This is a genomic window from Streptomyces sp. NPDC091282, assembly GCF_044757385.1.
GTDB lineage: Bacteria > Actinomycetota > Actinomycetes > Streptomycetales > Streptomycetaceae > Streptomyces > Streptomyces gramineus.
The window spans coordinates 65,563-81,718 of sequence record NZ_JBIVUX010000010.1; the positions used below are offsets into that span (position 1 = coordinate 65,563).

Genomic DNA, 16,156 nt, shown 5'->3' on the forward strand with positions numbered 1-16,156 from the left:
GCGGTCAGTGTTCTCGTACGCGGTCTGTGCCCCGCGCGGAGGCGAACGCTCCGAGGTCATCGCATGCGATGCGCCTGGTGCGCCACCGGCGTCCGCGCTCCCCACCTCCCGGCAACGAAGGGACGACGCACCATGGCATCTCACGGCCGGCTCCCGGCGCCTGAACACGGCCTTCTCCTCTCACACTTCCTCACCGTGCGGGACGTCGCCGTCTCGCGGCGGTTCTATGCCGACGTGTTCGGCGGCGAGGTGGTGATGGACGAGAATCCGGCGATCGTGCAGATCGCCAACAGCTGGATCATCATGAATCCCGGCGGTGGACCGACCCCCGACAAGCCCGGCGTCACCCTGGAGGTGCCGCAGGACAGTGAGCGGGTGTCCGCCTTTCTCAACGTGCGCGTCGCCGACATGGCCGCGTTCTACGCCCAAGCCGTCGCCAAGGGCGCCCGGTTCCTCACGGAGCCCGTCGACCGTGCCTCCGAGTTGCGCTGCTATCTCCGCGATCCCGACGGCTACTTGATCGAGGTGGGCCAGTCCACCGGCCTGACCAAGGGCATCAAGGCCGCCCCGGCGGCTCCGGAAGAGTAGGCCGTCCGTCGGCAGTGCTCTAGGTTGGCCGACGTGCTGGAGCGTGGGCGGAGTTATCGGTACGTCGGACCGGCTGAGCTGAAGGCCGCGGTCCGGCCTGACGAGGGCGGTCGCCGGATCGGTTCGGCGACCGCCTTCGACGGCTGGATCGCGGAGCAGTCGGCGGCGGAGCTGACCGAACCGTTCACCTTCGTGGTCGGCCTGGACGGAGTGCTCCGGCTGGCACCGCGGCGCGGCGAGCATGTCGCCTGTGCCGGCGGCGACACGGTCCTGAGCGCCGGCGAGATCAGCTTCACGCGCGCAAGGGACCGTTGGACCGTGAACGAGGTCAGCAACCAGTCCACCGGCTACTGCCCGGACGTCACCTCCTGGCCGGAGGTCGCGCGTGCTCTGGACGCGGCGGACCTACGGCATCCCTCCGGCTTCACCCACGAGGTGGTGTTCCGGCGGTGCCCCGACTGCCAGGAGCACAACATCGTCCGCGAGGACGACTTCGTCTGCGTCTTCTGCGGCAGCGATCTGCCCGCGGCGTGGAACGTGGATCCCAGGGCGTGACAGCCGGGGGTGGCGACCGCTCGCCGCCGGCTACGAGGTCAAGCTGTTCCGGTTCGCGTTCACCTTCACGGGGTGGACACCTTCGTTGTCATCTCCGCAGGCACCCCGTCGACCACTCGACCAGGAGGAACCCGTGTCACTCCCGCGACTGAGTATCCCTGAGGAGAAACTCGCCGCCGCGAAGGAGGAGTTGAATCTCCCGCGAATCGTCGTGATCTGCGGCTCCATCCGCTTCATGGCCGAGATGCGCGACGCCGATCTGCGGGAGACCACGGCCGGAAGGATCGTCGTCAAGCCCGTCTGGGAAATGAAGTCGCCGGGCGGATTCTGCTCCGATCCTGTCGAGGCGGAGGCGTTGAAGGTTCGACTCGGCGATCTGCACCGGGCGAAGATCCGGCTCGCTGACGAGGTGCTGGTGGTCGGCGACTACGTCGGAGACAGCACCCGGGCGGAAATCGCCTACGCCCGGTCGCTGGGCAAGCCCGTACGGTTCACGCACCCCGAAGTCGACCCCGACGCCTGACCCGCTCACGGTGGCCCCGCCGTCCCATCCACCCCGCAACTCCCCCTGGGCGTCCGTCGATCAGGTGCGGTGGTGGCCGGCGTTCTCGTACTCCTGGCGGGTTGGCTTGGGTATCTGGGTGCCTGGGCCGTAGAGGGCGCGGCTGAGGGCGGCGCGGAGGCGCTGTGCGCGGCGTGCGGGAGCGCTGTCGGTGGGCCGTGGTGGCATCTCCAGGGGGCTGTACTGCACATGCGCGGTCAGTGTGTGGAGGCGGGCCTGGTCGAGCGGCTCGTGGACTTCGACGTACTCGCCGTGCGGGAGACGTTCGACGGTGCCGGTCTCGCGGCCGTGCAGGACCTCGTCGCGGTCCCGTCGCTGCAGGCCGAGGGCCCAGCGTTTGGCGACGACGAAGACGACGACCGGTGCGGCGAACAGGCCGATGCGGACCGTCCAGGTGACGGCGTTCACGGAGAGATGCAGGTGGGTGGCGATCACGTCGTTGGCGGCGCCGACGAGTGCCATGACGTAGACGGTGATCCAGGCCGATCCCAGGGCGGTGCGCACGGGACGGTTCCGCGGGCGGTCCAGCAGGTTCCGCTCGCCGTCGTCGCCGGTGACCCACGCCTCCAGGAACGGGTAGGCGCCGAGCGCGAGGAACATCAACACCCCGCCCAGCAGCGGCAGGAGGACGTCCAGCGCCAGGGTGTGACCCCAGAGGCCGACCTCCCACCCGGGCATCACCCGCAGCAGTCCGTCGGCGACGCCCATGTACCAGTCGGGCTGGGAGCCGCTGGAGACCTGGTCGGGCCGGAAGGGGCCGTAGTGCCAGACGGGATTGATCTGCGCGATGCCGGCCAGGAGGGCGATCACGCCGACGACCAGGAAGGAGAAGGCGGTCGCCTTGGCCGCGGTCACACGCGGCGGCAGACCGGTCACCCGGGTGTCCGTGCGGCCGGATCCCGGGTACTGGGCCGGCCTGTGACGGATCGTCAGCATTACGCACAGGGCGATCAGGGCGGCCATCCCGCCGGGCAGGATCACGGTGTGCAGGGTGTTGAAGCGGGCGATCAGGTCGCCTCCGGGGAACTCGCCGCCGAAGAGGAGGAACGACAGGTACGTGCCGACGACCGGCAGGGAGAGGATCGTGCCGTTGACGACCTGGAGGCCGGTGCCCGACAGCAGGTCGCCGGGCAGGTCGTAGCCGGTCAGGCCCGCGAACATGCCGAGGACGAGCAGCAGGAACCCGGCCACCCAGCCGATCTCCCGCGGTCTGCGGAACGCACCCGTGAAGAAGATCCGCAGCAGGTGGACCAGCAGCGACGCGAGGAAGATCAGCGCCGCCCAGTGGTGCGCCTGCCGGACGAGCAGTCCGCCGCGGACGTCGAAGGAGACGCGCAGGGTCGAGGCGTAGGCCTCCGACACCGGCAGACCTCGCAGCGGCGCGTAACTCCCGTGGTAGATCACCTGTTGCGAGGACGGATGGAACCAGAGGCTCAGCCAGACGCCCGTGATCACGAGGACCACGAAGCTATTGAGCACGATCAGTCCGAGCATCAGCGACCAGTGGTCCGGAAACACCGCGTGCCGCAGGCGACGGGCGACGCCGCGGGAGCCCAGGCGGCTGTCGGCCCACACGGCGAACCGCTCCTCGGTGCGGGCCTGTCCGGCGGCGGCCGGGGCGCTGTCGTCGCCCATCACTTCACCGTTCCTTTCCTTCGCCACACCCGACGCTCGCGCCCGCTGGCCGCCGCGTCGGCGACGCCTGCGCGTGGCGCACGCTCTGGACGGGTTCGTCGCGAGTCGTCCGCGGTGGTACCGACCGGGCGTGGTTCGCTGGCTGTTGTCCCTCATCTGACCGACCACGGCAGCCGGGTGTGACACGCATGGGACACATCGCACAAGGAGCCCTGACACCGTCCTGCCGCACCCGCACCCGCACCCGCATCCCGTCTCGGTCGGTGCGCCGGCCGCCGCATGTCTGTCACAGGCGCGCCGACAGCGCGGTCATGGTGGGTGACGGCCGACGACGGCCGCGGAGACGATCCGACGAGGAAGGACGCCCGTCATGTACCTGGACTCCGACATCAGGCTCTCCCTGGCAGCCGAGGCCGCCGCTCTCGAAGCGCATGCCGTGATGCTCGGGGAGGCGATCGAGATGCTCGATGGCGACATCCGGGCGGCGAGCGAACGTCTGGCGCGGCTGCGCGGCCCGGCCCGCACCGGCCCGGACGACGCAGCCCCGGTGGACCCGCGCGGCCGGCTTCCCTGACATCGGTGCGCGGTGGGAAGCAGGCGGCCGGGACGACGATGAGTGCTGCCGAATAACAGCGTGTGTCACGACATGACTGCGTGCCTCCGTGCGGTCACACCTTTCGAGCAGCGTGCTGGGGACACGCTGCTAGCATGGGCGGTGACCAGGTCAGAGGGGACGTTTCATGCACGGCGACGCCGGATCCGAGGCCCTCGATCAAGCGACGAGGGACTTCCTCGCGGTCCGGTCGCGGCTCTTCGGCATCGCCTACCGTGTGCTGGGCAGCGCGGCGGAGGCCGAGGACGTGGTCCAGGAGACCTGGCTGCGGTGGCAGAACACCGACCGTTCGAAGGTGATCGAACCCGCCGCTTTCCTGGCCACGACCGCGACCCGCCTGGCGATCAACGTGGCGCAGTCGGCCAGGGTACGGCGGGAGTCGTACATCGGGCCGTGGCTTCCCGAGCCCGTCGACACGCGCAACGACCCCCAGCTCGGTGCCGAGCGGGACGAGGCCGTGGAGATGGCCGTCCTGCTGCTGATGGAGAAGCTGAACCCGGTGGAGCGCGCCGCCTACGTGCTGCGGCAGGCGTTCGACTACCCGTACGCGCGGATCGCCGACATGCTGGAGACCAGCGAGGCCAACGCCCGCCAGCTGGTGAGCCGGGGGCGCAGGCATCTGGCCGCCGAACGCAGGGAGCAGGTCAGCCCGGAAGCCCACCGCCGTTTCCTCGAAGTGCTGCTGTCCGCGGCGCGGACCGGGGATCTGAAGGTGCTGGAGGACGTGCTCACCGCGGACGTCGTCAGTTATTCGGACGGCGGCGGGATCCGTGGGGCGTCCAGGATCCCGGTCGTCGGACGGCCGCACGTCTCGCGGTATCTCGCCGCCTTCGCGCCGCGCTTCTGGCCGGACAAGGAGATCCGCTGGGTCGAGGCGAACGGCCGCCCTGCGGTGCTGGTGTCGTCCGACGGGGAGGCGGTGGCCCTGCTCTCCGTGGACGTCTCCGTGGACGGCATCGACCGGCTGATGTGGGTGATGAACCCGGACAAGCTCCTGCCGTACGCGGCGTCGCTGAGCGGCTGACCGCCGTACGGTCCGCGCGGCCGTGTCGGCGGCGCCCCTTGCGGGCCCCGGTCGGAGACGTGGAAGAGCGTGTTCGCGCGGACGGTGGAGACGGAGGAGGACGGCATGGCGGACCGTGCGGCGCTGGCCGCGTTCCTGCGGACGCGCCGGGAGGCCCTCCAGCCCGAGGACGTCGGTCTGCCCCGCGGACGCCGCAGACGCACCGGCGGACTGCGCCGGGAGGAGGTGGCCGCGCTGTGCGACGTGTCGGCCGACTACTACGGCCGTCTCGAACAGCCGCGGGGCCCTCGCCCCTCCGAGCAGGTGCTCGCGGCGCTGGCCCGCGGCCTGCGCCTGTCGCCGGAGGAACGGGATCACCTGTTCCGCACCGCCGGGCACCCCGTGCCGCGCCGGGAGCGGCGGGGCGACCAGGTCGGCGCGGGGATGCTGAGCATCCTCGACCGCCTCGCGGACACCCCCGCCCAGGTGGTGAACCAACTCGGTGAGACCCTCGTGCAGACCCGCGCAGCCGTCGCGCTGCTCGGCGACGAGACCGCCCACACGGGCCGGGCGCGCAGCGCGCACTATCGCTGGTTCACCGATCCGGCCTCCCGAATCGTCCGTCCCGCGAGCGACCACGCCGCGCTGAGCCGCCTGATGGCGGCCGACCTCCGGGGCGCGTACACCCAGGACGGAAGCGACTCGCCCACGGCGCACCTCGTCGACGCGCTGCTTCGGGAGAGCCCCGAGTTCGCCGCCCTGTGGTGGGAGCACCTTCTGCCGGGGCCGAGCTGTGCCTCGGAGCGTTTCGTGCATCCGCGGGTCGGCCTCCTGGAACTCGACTGCCAGACGCTCCTCGACCCCGACCGGTCCCAGCGGCTCGTCGTCTACACGGCCGCTCCGGGATCCGCGAGCCATACCCGGCTGCGGGAGTTGCAGCCGCCCGGCCTCCGCTGAGGCGGGGTGACACGGGACGCTGTCACAGATACCGGCCCTCAACGGTCTTCATGGATGTACGACATGGATGTACGACTGGATGTACGACGACTTCCGAGGGCGCCCGGCACGGCACAGTGCACGGGCTGACGGGCGGTGGAACGTGATCACGAAACACGGCGGTGTCCAGGTCTTCCGGATCACCACGGCGAGACAGGGACTTCACGAGGACGTCCGCGGCCGTCAGCGCCGCTACATCGCCTCCATGTCCGTGCGCACGCTCTCGGTGATCCTGGCGGCCACCCTGTGGAACGTCGAACGGTACGTCGCCCTCGTCGCGTTGGTGCTCGGCGTCCTGCTGCCGTGCGCGGCCGTCGTCGTCGCCAACGCCGGCCGCAGGAGTGACACCGCATCGCTGCCGGCCGTCGAGCCCGCCGCCGTCTCCCGCCCGGCGATCTCCCCGCTGCACGACGGCGCACCGACGCGACCCTGATCGTAGGGGGCGCTCTGGCCCGGAGCGGTTCAGCCGGTCGGCGTCGTCCGGTCGAGGAAGCGCCGCAGGCCGGTTCGGACGCCGTCCGTGGGCACCGTGGTGGCGAAGGAGGCCGCTTCGACGGCCGGCCCCTCGTCGACGGGCAGGTTGACGCCGCGGGTGACCGCCCGCAGGCAGTGCGACGCAGACCGCGAGCGGCGCGGCTTCGGTGATCTCGCAACCACCGCCGTACGCGAAGCCGTTGACCGCGACGATCATGGGCTTCGGGAATTCCTTGATGCGCCGGGTCAGTGCCTGGCCGCGTCGGACGATCTCGCGCAGCGCTCGTTCGGGACCGCCGGCGATACTGGCCGCGAGCGGCGGATCGCGCTGGCCACGGCCACCCGTGTCTACGCCGAACTCGGCGCGCTGGGGCTGGTCGTGGGAGAGCCGGGGCGGGGCACGTTCGTCAGGGTGCGCTCCGGCTTCGACGGGCTGGAGCCGTCACGCGATCTGCCGGTGCCCCGGGTGGCGGACCTGTCGTTCAACCAGCCGCTCGCCCCGGGGCAGGGCGACCAGTTGCGGCAGGCCCTGCGCGCGCCGGCGACCGCCGGAGACGTCGAGGCGCTGCTGCGCGGGCAGCCGCCGGGCGGGCATCGCCACGACCGTGCGGTGGTGGCCACCCATCTGCTGGGGCGGGGCATCGACACCGTGCCGCACAACGTCCTGCTCACCAGCGGGATCCAGCAGGCGCTCGACGTCGTGCTGCACGCGGTCACGCGTCGGTGACGTCGTCGCCGTCGACGCGGTCACCTGTCCCGGCATCAAGCTCCTCGCCTCGGCACACGGCCTCGACCTGGTGCCCGTCCCGGCCGCGGCCAGCGGTCCGGACCTCGACGTCCTCGATCGGCTGTGCCGTGCCCGGCCCGTCCGCGCGCTCCACACGATCCCGACCGTGCACAATCCGCTCGGCCGGGTGCTCGACCGGGACCGGCGCGAGCGGCTGGCCGCCGTCGCCCGGTCGCACGACTGCGTGATCGTCGAGGACGGTACCCATGCCTTCCTCGAATCCTCTCCCCCGCCGCCGCTGCAAGCCCTCGCGCCCGAGCGCACCTGTCACGTCGCCGACCGCCGCGAGGAGGCGGCCGCCCGGCAGGGCATCGCCCGCGCCGCTCTGGCCGGCCTGGACGTCACCGCCCACCCCGTCTCCTACGTGGTGTGGCTCGGCCTGGAGCCGCACCAGTGTCCCGACCAGGTCGCGGACGCGCTCGCGGAGCGGGGCGTCCTGGTGTCCACCCGCGACGCCTTCGCCGTCGGCCCGCACCGTCCCCGAGCGCTCCGGCTCGCGCCGGCGGGCCCGCGCCGGGACGACCTCGGGCCGGTGCTGCGGACCGTACGGGACGTCCTCGACGCCATCCTGCCGTGAGGTCCGTGTGCGTCTCCCTCATCGATCGGAAACGACCAAAAGGTGTGACACGGATCCCCGCGCACGGGAACGGTGCCTATCATGTGTGTGCGGTATCCACGTCCGCGTCCGGGCCGGCCGGCACGCCGTCGGCGGGATGTGGCCGCAGCGGACAGAGGATGAGAGGAACGCATGGGCTCTGCAACCCGCTCGATGCACGACGTCGAGGCCACCGCCGAACGTCTCCAGGAGGACCTGGCCCGTCTGCAGCTCCAGAAGCAGGCGCTGGAGAGGGAACTGGCGGCGGTCGTGGCGCATCTCGGCTCGGTGCGCCAGGCTCTCGGCGCCTTCGAGGCCCTGATGCGTACCCCGGCCGGCGCCGAGCAGGTGACGGTCCCTCAGCCCGCCGCCGGCGAGGCGGAAGCCGGCGTACCGGAGGCCGCGGCCGTCCCGGCGCCCGCTGCTCCCCGCAGGCCCCCGGCCGAGACCGAGGACACCGGCTCTCCCGCCCCGGACGGGGACGACACGGACGGGCAGCAGAAGTACGGCCGCCTGACCGAGCAGATCATGGACTTCTTCGCCTCCGCCGGCGACACCGACGTACGCGCCCGTGACGTGGCCGCCGCCCTGGGCCGTGACACCGACAGCGGAACCATCAACGGCGTCCGCAGCACACTCGACCGTCTGGTCGGCGCCTCCCGCATCCAGCGCACCGGGCGAGGCCTGTACCGCGCCCGTCGTTCCTAGCGCGGACGTCTCACACCGCCGTGCAGTCACTCCTGGGGCGCTCGTCGGGCCGCCGCGGGTCGCCGCTGGTGACGAACGCGTCCCGTGGATGCTGCACGGAGGCGAGGGACACCAGGTCGCGTCCGAAGACGGCGGCCGTGAGCCAGACCGCGAGGACGCGGATCTTGCGTTCCCAGGAGGGCACGGCCAGCACGTGGTAGCCGCGGTGCATCAGCCAGGCCGGGAATCCCTTGATGACGATCCCCTTGTACTGGAAGATCCCTCGTCCCAGCCCCAGCGTGGCCACCACGCCGAGACTGCTGTGCCGGTAGTCCGCGACGCGTCCGCCGCGCAGGTCGGCGACGATGTTCTTCGCCAGGCGCCGGCCCTGCCGCACGGCGTGCTGGGCGTTCGGCACGGTGTGCGCGCCCGGCACCGTGGACGCCAGGTCGGGCACCGCCGCGTCGTCTCCGGCCGCCCACGCGTCCGGCACGGGCTGCCCGTCGGTGCCCACCCGCAGGTCGGCCCGGACCACGAGCAGGCCGCGTTCGTCGACCGGGAGATCCGTGTGGTTGTGCACGACGGGGTTGGAGGCGTTGCCCGCGGTCCACACGACGAGCGCGGAGTCGAACTCCTCACCGTCGGAGAGCACCACCCGGCCGTCGGCCAGCGAGCTGATCTGCGTGCCGAGGTGGACGTGCGCGCCGCGGCGCTCCAGTTCGCGCACCACCCAGGCGCCCGGCCCGTCGCCGACCTCGGGCAGGATCCGGTCGCGTGCCTCGACCAGGTGGAAGGACAGCTCGTCGCGGCTCAGTTCCGGATACGACGTGAGCATCGCCGTGGCCAGTGACAGCAGTTCCCCGAAGCCCTCGACGCCGGAGAACCCGCCGCCCGCGAAGGTCACGGTCAGCAGCCTCCGCCGCTCCGCGCCGTGCGGCAGGGACGCCGCCTGGTCGAAGGCGGTCATCAGGCGGTCCCGGATGGCGACCGCCTCCTCGACGTGCTTCAGACCGATCGCGTGCTGCGCGAGTCCGGGGATCGGGAAGGTGCGGGTGACGGCGCCGGCGGTGACGACGAGGGTGTCGTAGCCAAGCTCGTACTCGGCGCCGTGCACGGGCCGTACCGTCAGCGACCGGTCCGCGTGGCGGATCGAGGTCACGGTCCCGGCGATCAGCCGGGTGCGGCGCAGGTGGCGCCGCAGGGAGACGGCGGCGTGCCGGGCCTCGACCGATCCGGCCGTCACCTCGGGCAGGAACGGCTGGTACGTCATGTACGGGCGGGGGTCGACGACGGTGATCCGCGCCTCCGCCGGACGGAGCCTCTTCTCCAGGCCCCACGCGGCGTAGAAGCCCGCGTAGCCGCCACCGACAATCACAATCTCACGCATCAGGCCCTCTGTCTGTTGTCCGACACCATGGAGACCGGACAGCCACCCACCATGTGACACAGCGTGTGAACGGCTTGCCTCGCGGGTCCTGCCGGCCCGGTCACAGGCGTTTGACAGCGCGGCCGGACTTCCACCATGCTTCCATTAATTCATTAGTACAAGCATGGTGGAACCGAGGAAGGCGACGTGATCGACTACCGGATCGACCGCGGCGGCGGCGTACCGGCTTACGTGCAGATCGTCGAGCAGACCGAGCGGGCGCTCCGGATGGGCTTCCTCAAGGTCGGAGACAAGCTGCCCACGGCCAAGGAGGTGGTGGCGGCGACCGCCATCAACCCCAACACCGTGCTCCGGGCCTACCGCGACCTGGAGCAGGCGGGCCTCGTCGAGCTGCGTCGCGGTCTCGGGACCTTCGTGACGCGGTCGCTCGCCAGGCCAGGCGCGGAGGACGACTCGCCGCTGCGCCGCGAGCTGGGCGACTGGGTGGCACGCGCACGGGCCGAAGGCCTCGAACGGGCCGACGTCCTCGCCATGGTCACCGCGGCCCTCGACACCCATGACACCGCACACGACAGCCGTGCCCCGCAGGACCGGGCACGGACGAAGGAGGACGCATGACCGGGCCTGACGCGCCGGACGCACTGCGCGCCACGGGACTCGGATTCCGCTACCGAAGGCGAGGCGGCTGGGCCTTGCGGGACTGCGGCTTCACCGTGCCCCGCGGCCGCATCACCGCGCTCGTCGGACGCAACGGCGCCGGCAAGAGCACCCTGCTGCACCTGGCCGGGGGCCTCCTGCGGGCCGGTCACGGAGACCTGCGCGTCCTGGGCGCCGAGCCGGGTACGGCCGAGGCGCGCGACCGGGTCGCCCTGCTCACCCAGGACAAGCCGCTCTACCCCCGTTTCACCGTGGCGGACACCCTGTTGATGGGCGAGAAGCTGAACCTCTCGTGGGACCGGACGGCCGCCGAGCGGATCGTCCACGGGGGCGGCATCCCGCTGCATTCCCGCGTGGGCGAGCTGTCCCCCGGGCGACGCACCCGGGTCGCCCTCGCCCTCGCCCTCGGCAAGCGCCCCGACCTCCTGCTCCTCGACGAACCGCTCGCCGACCTCGATCCCGTGGCGCGTGGGGAGATCATGGCGGAGCTGATGGCCGAGGCCGCCGAGCGCGGCACCAGCATCGTGCTGTCCTCGCACGTCCTGCCCGAACTGGAGGAGACCTGCGACTGGGTGCTGGCGTTGCGCGACGGCCGCGCGGAACTGAGCGAGGACGCCGAGGCACTGCGCGAGAGCCACACCGTCCTGACCGGATCCGTCGGCCAGGCCGACGCCCTGACCGGCACGCACACCGTCGTACAGCGCCGGACCGCAGGCCGGCAGGTGACCGCGCTGATACGCCGGAACGGACCGCTGCGCGGTGACTGGCACACCGCACATCCGAGGCTGGAGGACATCTTGATCGGCTATCTCCAGGCGGACGAACAGCCGGAGCGGGCCACCGCTGCTGCGCGGACGGAGGCCGCGGCGTGAAGGGTTCTCTCTGGCTCGCCTGGCGCCAGCAGCGGGTGGCGGCGGGAATCGGCGCGGGCGTCCTGCTCCTCGCCGCGGCGATCGCCGCGTACTCCCGCTCGGACATGCTCGACGCCTTGCACAGCGGGCTGTTCGACCACTGCGCCACCGGTCCGCTGTACTGCACTCAGTCCGGCACGGGCCTGCCCCTGCTGCTAGACATCGAGCCGCTGAAGTATCTCGGGGCGCTGAACATCGCGCTGCCGGTCCTCATCGGCGTCTTCTGGGGTGCCCCGCTGCTGGGCCGCGACCGGGAACTGGGCACGCACCGCCTGGTCCTCGCGCAGGGCCTGAGCCGCGGCCAGTGGTTCGCCTCCCGGTTCGCGCTGGCCGCGCTCACCACGACCGCCCTCGCCGGGCTGCTGGCGGGGCTGTTCGCCTGGTGGTGGCGACCGGCGGCCGACCGCAGCTACGGACTGTTCTGGTACGACAACACCGCCCTCAGCGGTTCGGGCCCGCGCGTCGTCGCGGCCGCCCTGTTCGGCCTGGCCGCCGGCACGCTGCTGGGCCTGCTGACCCGCCGGGTCCTGGCGGCGATGGGCCTGACCCTGCTGGCGACCGGAGCAGCGACGCTCCTGCTGGAGTGGACGCACTGGTCCCGGATCCTGGTCCCGCCGCACAGCTACGTCAGCGCCGGCGACGTCCCCAAGGCCCCGATGGGCGAGAAGTGGTCCACCGGCGACTACGGCCTGATCACCGCTTCCGGCCGCCACGACTCGGTGTTCGCCTGCGCGTACCCCTCGGGAGCCCAGCTCAGGGAGTGCATGTCGGCACACGGCTACGTCGCCCGCTTCTACCGGGCCAACCCCGCCGGTGACTACTGGGCCTTCCAGTGGACCGACACCGCGATCCTCGGCGGCCTGGCCGTCCTGCTCACGGTCGTCACGGTGCTGATGCTGCGCCGCCGCGTCTGACACACCGCTGCCGCACACCGTTCGTGCCGCCGCCTCCGACCGAGGCGGCCGCATCGAGGCCAGTCGCCCGCCTCACCATTCCTCATTCCTCCACGTCCCACTGTTCCCATTTTCCGCACCGCACGGAGGTCACTTCGTCATGCCCACCGACGCCAACTCGCCGATACGTGTCAGCCGTACGCCGCTCCCCGCCGCGTCCTGACACGGCCGCCCGTGACACCATGCCGTCTCCCGATACCCACGACGACCGGCCGCGCCTCGCGGCGATAGACGGACTCCGTCTGCTGGCCGCGTTGATGGTGGCCGCCTACCACTTCCTCGGCACGCCCACCCCGCACTTCTGGGGCCGCGTCGAACTCCGCGCGTTCGCCCCGTTCCTGCACGAGATCAGCCGCTACGGCTGGCTCGGCGTCGAATTCTTCTTCCTCATCAGCGGATTCGTGATCTGCATGAGCTGCTGGGGACGGACTCCCGCGCAGTTCACCGTCTCCCGCATCGCACGCCTCTTCCCCGCCTACTGGTGCGCCGTCGTCCTGGTGGTCCTGCTCGTCCTGGTCTCACGTCTGGGGCACCGGGCCGCCGCCACGTCCATCGACCCCAGGACCGTCCTCGGGAATCTGACCATGGCCCCGGGGCCCCTGGGGCTCGATCCGGTCGACGGCGTCAGCTGGACCCTCTGGGTGGAGGCCCGCTTCTACCTTCTGATGGCCGTGCTGCTGGCCTTCGGCCTGACCTACCGGCGCGTGGTGGCCTGCTGCGGATGCTGGCTGCTCGCCAGCGTCATCGCGCTCGAACTCCACGCACCGCTGCTCGACGAACTCCTCCTGCCCCGGTACAGCGGCCTGTTCGTCGCCGGGATCCTGCTCCACCTGATGCACAGGTTCGGGCCGAGCCTCCTGCTCTGGCTGCTGCTCGGTTTCGCCTGGTGCTACCAGCTCACCGTGCTCGACCTGCGTGTCGCCGACCACGCGGCCGTGCCTCCGGGCGAGGCCCGGCCCTCCTGGGCCGTCTGCGCGGTCGTCCTCACGCTCTGCCTCGGGCTGCTGGCCCTCGCCGCGACGGGCCCGCTCACCGGCGTCCGCCGGCGTTGGCTGGTCACCGCGGGCGCCCTCACCTACCCCTTCTACCTCGTCCACCAGAGCCTCGGAATCCCCCTCGCCAAGGGACTGATCCAGGCGTTCCCGGCGCTGGGACCGCTGCCCTCGATGACCTTGTCCGTCGTCGGCATGCTGGGCCTGTCGCTGCTCGTCCACCGTCTGGTGGAGCGCCCGCTCGGGCGCCGCCTGAGGCGTCGGCTGGCGCTCGACATGCGCAAACCCGACCCCGCCGCGCACCTGTCGCTCAGCCGCGCGCGCTGATCCCGGACCCGCACCGGGGCGCGCCGGCACCGGACCGCCGCCGAAGCGCGACCACCCTCGCATCACACCGAAGGAAGCACCCGCATGATCTTCAACGCCTCTCCCAGACGGCGGCGCGTCCTCGTCGCCGCGGCGACCGCCATAGCAGCCGTCCTGGCCGTCGCCGTGACGCTGGCCCTGACGGTCACCACCTACGACCACACCTCGCCGCGCGCCGCACGGGAGGGGGCATCGGGATCGGTCAGCGGATCCGTCGACTGCCGCAAGGCGAAGTGCGTCGCCCTCAGCTTCGACGGCGGTCCCAGCCCGACCACTCCGAAGCTCCTGGACATCCTCCGACAGCGCAGACTGCACGCCACGTTCTTCGTGCAGGGCAAGGGCCACATCTCCAAGTACCCGGACATCCTGCGCCGGATCGCCGACGAGGGCCACGAGATCGGCAACCACACGTGGAACCACAAGAGGCTGACCGACCTCGACGAGAGCGACGCCCGCGAGGAACTGGCCAGGACGCAGAACGCCATCGAGCGGATCACCGGCACCACGCCGGTCCTGATGCGGCCGCCGGAGGGCCGCACCAGCCGCAAGGTGGCCAAGGTCTGCCAGGACCTGGGACTGGCACAGGTGTTGTGGAGCGTCACCGCCAAGGACTACGAGACGACCGACTCGGCCCTGATCACCGAGCGGGTGCTCGACCAGACCCACCGCGACGGCATCATCCTGCTGCACGACCTGCACAAGGGGACCGTGCCCGCAGTGCCGGGGATCCTCGACGCGCTGGAGCGGCGCGGATACACCATCGTCACGGTGTCGCAGCTGCTCGCTCCGGCCAAGCCGCGGCCCGGCATGGTCTACCGGCCGTGAGGTGCCGTACGCCGCGAGGCGAACCCGCCGTCGGGTGAACCCGCCGTCAGCCGAGGCGGCCGGAGGTCGGCTCCGGCGGTGCCGAGGTGTCCGACCACGACCTGCCGGGCTGGTCGATCATCTGGGCCAGTTGGAGCGGGCTGACGTTCAGCAGGCGCAGCAGCGCGGCCGTCTGCCGGGCGTCACCGGTCCACAGGCTCCGTTCCTCTGCCTGCTCGTACTCGACCGTGTCCATGCCGATGGAGTGGGCCAGCCTGGCCGTCGTGAACTGCCGTTCCAGACGGTGCTCCATCAGCGTGCGGGATTCGTCGATCCCCATGAGGTCCGTGGTACGGCACCACAGGACGTCGGCGAGGGCGAACAGCTCCTGCTCCGTGGGGTGGTAGTCGCCGAACTCCCAGGCGTGGACGTGCGAGATGTCGATCGAAGCACCGCACGCGTTCATCTGCTCCGCCACTTGCTGCGGCGACATTCCCAGGCTCTGCCTGGCCGCCAGGGCAACGGCGGGCACGAAGGGCGGTCGGTTCACGGGGCGGCCTCTCCTGTTGCTGTGTGCTGAGGACCTGTGCCGACGAGACTCCGTCGCCGGGTGCCGGTCCGGGCGCGCGAGCCTCGGTGCCGCGGACACCGGCACCTCGCGTGATCACGCTGCCGAGCAGAGTGTCCCTGCCGCACTCCTCCACATGCGACGCATGTAACACACATGTGCACGGCCGACCCTCACACCTGCCCTGCCGGTCATCACCGTCCACCACCACGGGTCCTCACGGGGCACAGGCGTGGTGGCCGACAGGGCAGCGGCCCGCCGACGCGTGGAGCCGCGGGGTTCGGGGGATCAGTCTCGCGTCGCCGCCGCGCAGGGTTTCTCCATGAGGGTGAACGACTTGGGTGGACCGCCGGGTTGCGGCTTGCCCTCCTTGTGGCCGACGACCCGGTAACCGGCCTGTAGGTAATAGGAGTTGAGGCGCGCGTTGCCGGACAGGCAGTCCAGGCGCACGAACGCCCGCCCCTGTGCGGCGATGCGCTGCTCCGCCGCACGGAGCAGGACCCGCCCCGTCCCCGGTCGGGCGTTGCCCCGGTGCACCATCAGCCGGTGCACGTAGCCGGCCACCGGCGGCTGCGGCCCCCACGCGTCCTCGTCCTCCCACCACAGCTCCCAGGCCCCGGCCACGCGGCCGTCGGCCTCGGCGATCCAGACCTCACCGCGGCGCATGACCCCGCGGAAGTGGTCCGCGTCGAGCTGACCCGGCTGCCACTGACCGGTGATGCCCTGGGCGAGCATCCAGCGGGCGGCGTCGTCACGCAGCCGCACGAGAGCGGCGAGGTCCGTCTCCTCGGCGGGACGGAAGCACAGATCGTTCACGCCGGGATCCTCGCACAGGCCGGGACGGACGTCGGAGACGGCGCTGCCGGCAGGACACCGCACCGGGCGTCGGTGTGACACATGCGTCGAACGGCGTCGGCGCGGCGGTGCCGCTGCGCGTCACGTCGTCACAGATCGGTTCCGTGTCCGGTCAATGGAGGTGGAAGAGCAGGTGGTGGCGAGGACCACCAGCACGCGCCGGACGGC

General features: G+C 71.5%; 19 protein-coding genes. 15 read left to right on the plus strand and 4 right to left on the minus strand.

From position 1 onward, the window contains the following. Window positions 1–132 precede the first annotated feature (132 nt). The 3 genes from ACIQOE_RS35525 (at window position 133) to ACIQOE_RS35535 (ending at window position 1,666) form a co-directional block, all read left to right on the plus strand. Window positions 133–588, plus strand: coding sequence for a VOC family protein (locus tag ACIQOE_RS35525; RefSeq protein ID WP_351327751.1), 456 nt, complete (start codon window positions 133–135; stop codon window positions 586–588). A gap of 33 nt (window positions 589–621) precedes the next feature. Beyond that, window positions 622–1,143, plus strand: a complete 522-nt coding sequence (locus ACIQOE_RS35530; RefSeq protein WP_401415964.1) for a hypothetical protein — start codon at window positions 622–624, stop codon at window positions 1,141–1,143. 133 nt (window positions 1,144–1,276) lie between these two features. Beyond that, a complete protein-coding gene (locus ACIQOE_RS35535) occupies window positions 1,277–1,666 on the plus strand; it encodes a hypothetical protein (RefSeq protein ID WP_365572854.1) in 390 nt (129 codons plus the stop codon). A 60-nt stretch (window positions 1,667–1,726) separates the two neighbouring features. Here the strand turns inward: ACIQOE_RS35535 and ACIQOE_RS35540 are convergent, their stop codons facing one another. Continuing rightward, the gene (locus tag ACIQOE_RS35540; RefSeq protein ID WP_401415966.1) at window positions 1,727–3,340 is read right to left on the minus strand and encodes a cytochrome bc complex cytochrome b subunit; all 1,614 of its coding nucleotides are present in this window, start codon (window positions 3,338–3,340) and stop codon (window positions 1,727–1,729) included. Window positions 3,341–3,710: 370 nt separating this feature from the next. Between ACIQOE_RS35540 and ACIQOE_RS35545 the strand changes: the two genes are divergently transcribed. From ACIQOE_RS35545 to ACIQOE_RS35575, 7 genes are all read left to right on the plus strand, one after another. Then, complete coding sequence (locus tag ACIQOE_RS35545) at window positions 3,711–3,914, plus strand: hypothetical protein (protein WP_365572848.1); 204 nt, start codon at window positions 3,711–3,713, stop codon at window positions 3,912–3,914. Between the two features lie 166 nt (window positions 3,915–4,080). Further along, the gene (locus ACIQOE_RS35550) at window positions 4,081–4,977 is read left to right on the plus strand and encodes an RNA polymerase sigma-70 factor (protein WP_351327743.1); all 897 of its coding nucleotides are present in this window, start codon (window positions 4,081–4,083) and stop codon (window positions 4,975–4,977) included. A gap of 105 nt (window positions 4,978–5,082) precedes the next feature. Further along, on the plus strand, window positions 5,083–5,913 hold the full coding sequence (locus ACIQOE_RS35555; protein ID WP_401415969.1) for a helix-turn-helix transcriptional regulator: 831 nt from the start codon (window positions 5,083–5,085) through the stop codon (window positions 5,911–5,913). A gap of 145 nt (window positions 5,914–6,058) precedes the next feature. Beyond that, complete coding sequence (locus ACIQOE_RS35560) at window positions 6,059–6,385, plus strand: DUF3099 domain-containing protein (RefSeq protein WP_401416233.1); 327 nt, start codon at window positions 6,059–6,061, stop codon at window positions 6,383–6,385. Between the two features lie 87 nt (window positions 6,386–6,472). Continuing rightward, window positions 6,473–7,153 carry a hypothetical protein gene (locus tag ACIQOE_RS35565; protein ID WP_401415971.1) on the plus strand — a complete coding sequence of 227 codons (681 nt, stop codon included), beginning with the start codon at window positions 6,473–6,475 and terminating at the stop codon, window positions 7,151–7,153. Continuing rightward, on the plus strand, window positions 7,050–7,790 hold the full coding sequence (locus ACIQOE_RS35570) for an aminotransferase class I/II-fold pyridoxal phosphate-dependent enzyme (protein ID WP_401416235.1): 741 nt from the start codon (window positions 7,050–7,052) through the stop codon (window positions 7,788–7,790). The genes ACIQOE_RS35565 and ACIQOE_RS35570 overlap by 104 nt, the downstream gene beginning before the upstream one ends. 171 nt (window positions 7,791–7,961) lie before the next feature. Then, entirely contained in the window at window positions 7,962–8,516 is a 555-nt protein-coding gene (locus ACIQOE_RS35575; protein ID WP_401415973.1) for a hypothetical protein, read from the plus strand. A gap of 10 nt (window positions 8,517–8,526) precedes the next feature. Here ACIQOE_RS35575 and ACIQOE_RS35580 read toward each other — a convergent pair whose 3' ends face one another. Beyond that, complete coding sequence (locus tag ACIQOE_RS35580; protein WP_401415976.1) at window positions 8,527–9,882, minus strand: NAD(P)/FAD-dependent oxidoreductase; 1,356 nt, start codon at window positions 9,880–9,882, stop codon at window positions 8,527–8,529. A 186-nt stretch (window positions 9,883–10,068) separates the two neighbouring features. Here ACIQOE_RS35580 and ACIQOE_RS35585 point away from each other — a divergent pair, with 186 nt between their 5' ends. The 5 genes from ACIQOE_RS35585 to ACIQOE_RS35605 all read left to right on the plus strand — a co-directional run bounded on the left by ACIQOE_RS35585 (window position 10,069) and on the right by ACIQOE_RS35605 (window position 14,586). Beyond that, a complete protein-coding gene (locus ACIQOE_RS35585; RefSeq protein WP_362176233.1) occupies window positions 10,069–10,500 on the plus strand; it encodes a GntR family transcriptional regulator in 432 nt (143 codons plus the stop codon). Continuing rightward, the gene (locus tag ACIQOE_RS35590; RefSeq protein ID WP_401415979.1) at window positions 10,497–11,411 is read left to right on the plus strand and encodes an ATP-binding cassette domain-containing protein; all 915 of its coding nucleotides are present in this window, start codon (window positions 10,497–10,499) and stop codon (window positions 11,409–11,411) included. Before ACIQOE_RS35585 ends, ACIQOE_RS35590 begins: the two co-directional genes overlap by 4 nt. Beyond that, on the plus strand, window positions 11,408–12,364 hold the full coding sequence (locus ACIQOE_RS35595; protein WP_365572824.1) for a transporter: 957 nt from the start codon (window positions 11,408–11,410) through the stop codon (window positions 12,362–12,364). Before ACIQOE_RS35590 ends, ACIQOE_RS35595 begins: the two co-directional genes overlap by 4 nt. A gap of 221 nt (window positions 12,365–12,585) precedes the next feature. Further along, window positions 12,586–13,722, plus strand: a complete 1,137-nt coding sequence (locus ACIQOE_RS35600; RefSeq protein WP_401415982.1) for an acyltransferase family protein — start codon at window positions 12,586–12,588, stop codon at window positions 13,720–13,722. A gap of 84 nt (window positions 13,723–13,806) precedes the next feature. Beyond that, window positions 13,807–14,586 carry a polysaccharide deacetylase family protein gene (locus ACIQOE_RS35605; protein ID WP_365556017.1) on the plus strand — a complete coding sequence of 260 codons (780 nt, stop codon included), beginning with the start codon at window positions 13,807–13,809 and terminating at the stop codon, window positions 14,584–14,586. Between the two features lie 46 nt (window positions 14,587–14,632). On the opposite strand, the gene ACIQOE_RS35610 is transcribed toward ACIQOE_RS35605, so the two are convergent. After that, window positions 14,633–15,115: a helix-turn-helix domain-containing protein gene (locus ACIQOE_RS35610; protein ID WP_401415984.1), complete on the minus strand. Its 483-nt coding sequence runs from the start codon at window positions 15,113–15,115 to the stop codon at window positions 14,633–14,635. Between the two features lie 306 nt (window positions 15,116–15,421). Further along, a complete protein-coding gene (locus tag ACIQOE_RS35615) occupies window positions 15,422–15,949 on the minus strand; it encodes a GNAT family N-acetyltransferase (protein ID WP_351327722.1) in 528 nt (175 codons plus the stop codon). Window positions 15,950–16,156: the final 207 nt, after the last annotated feature.

Coding starts and splice junctions, on each gene's coding strand:
- ACIQOE_RS35525 (WP_351327751.1), top strand. CDS start 133: ATGGCATCTCACGGCCGGCTCCCGGCGCCTGAACACGGCCTTCTCCTC.
- ACIQOE_RS35540 (WP_401415966.1), bottom strand. CDS start 3,340: ATGGGCGACGACAGCGCCCCGGCCGCCGCCGGACAGGCCCGCACCGAG.
- ACIQOE_RS35545 (WP_365572848.1), top strand. CDS start 3,711: ATGTACCTGGACTCCGACATCAGGCTCTCCCTGGCAGCCGAGGCCGCC.
- ACIQOE_RS35550 (WP_351327743.1), top strand. CDS start 4,081: ATGCACGGCGACGCCGGATCCGAGGCCCTCGATCAAGCGACGAGGGAC.
- ACIQOE_RS35555 (WP_401415969.1), top strand. CDS start 5,083: ATGGCGGACCGTGCGGCGCTGGCCGCGTTCCTGCGGACGCGCCGGGAG.
- ACIQOE_RS35575 (WP_401415973.1), top strand. CDS start 7,962: ATGGGCTCTGCAACCCGCTCGATGCACGACGTCGAGGCCACCGCCGAA.
- ACIQOE_RS35580 (WP_401415976.1), bottom strand. CDS start 9,882: ATGCGTGAGATTGTGATTGTCGGTGGCGGCTACGCGGGCTTCTACGCC.
- ACIQOE_RS35590 (WP_401415979.1), top strand. CDS start 10,497: ATGACCGGGCCTGACGCGCCGGACGCACTGCGCGCCACGGGACTCGGA.
- ACIQOE_RS35600 (WP_401415982.1), top strand. CDS start 12,586: ATGCCGTCTCCCGATACCCACGACGACCGGCCGCGCCTCGCGGCGATA.
- ACIQOE_RS35605 (WP_365556017.1), top strand. CDS start 13,807: ATGATCTTCAACGCCTCTCCCAGACGGCGGCGCGTCCTCGTCGCCGCG.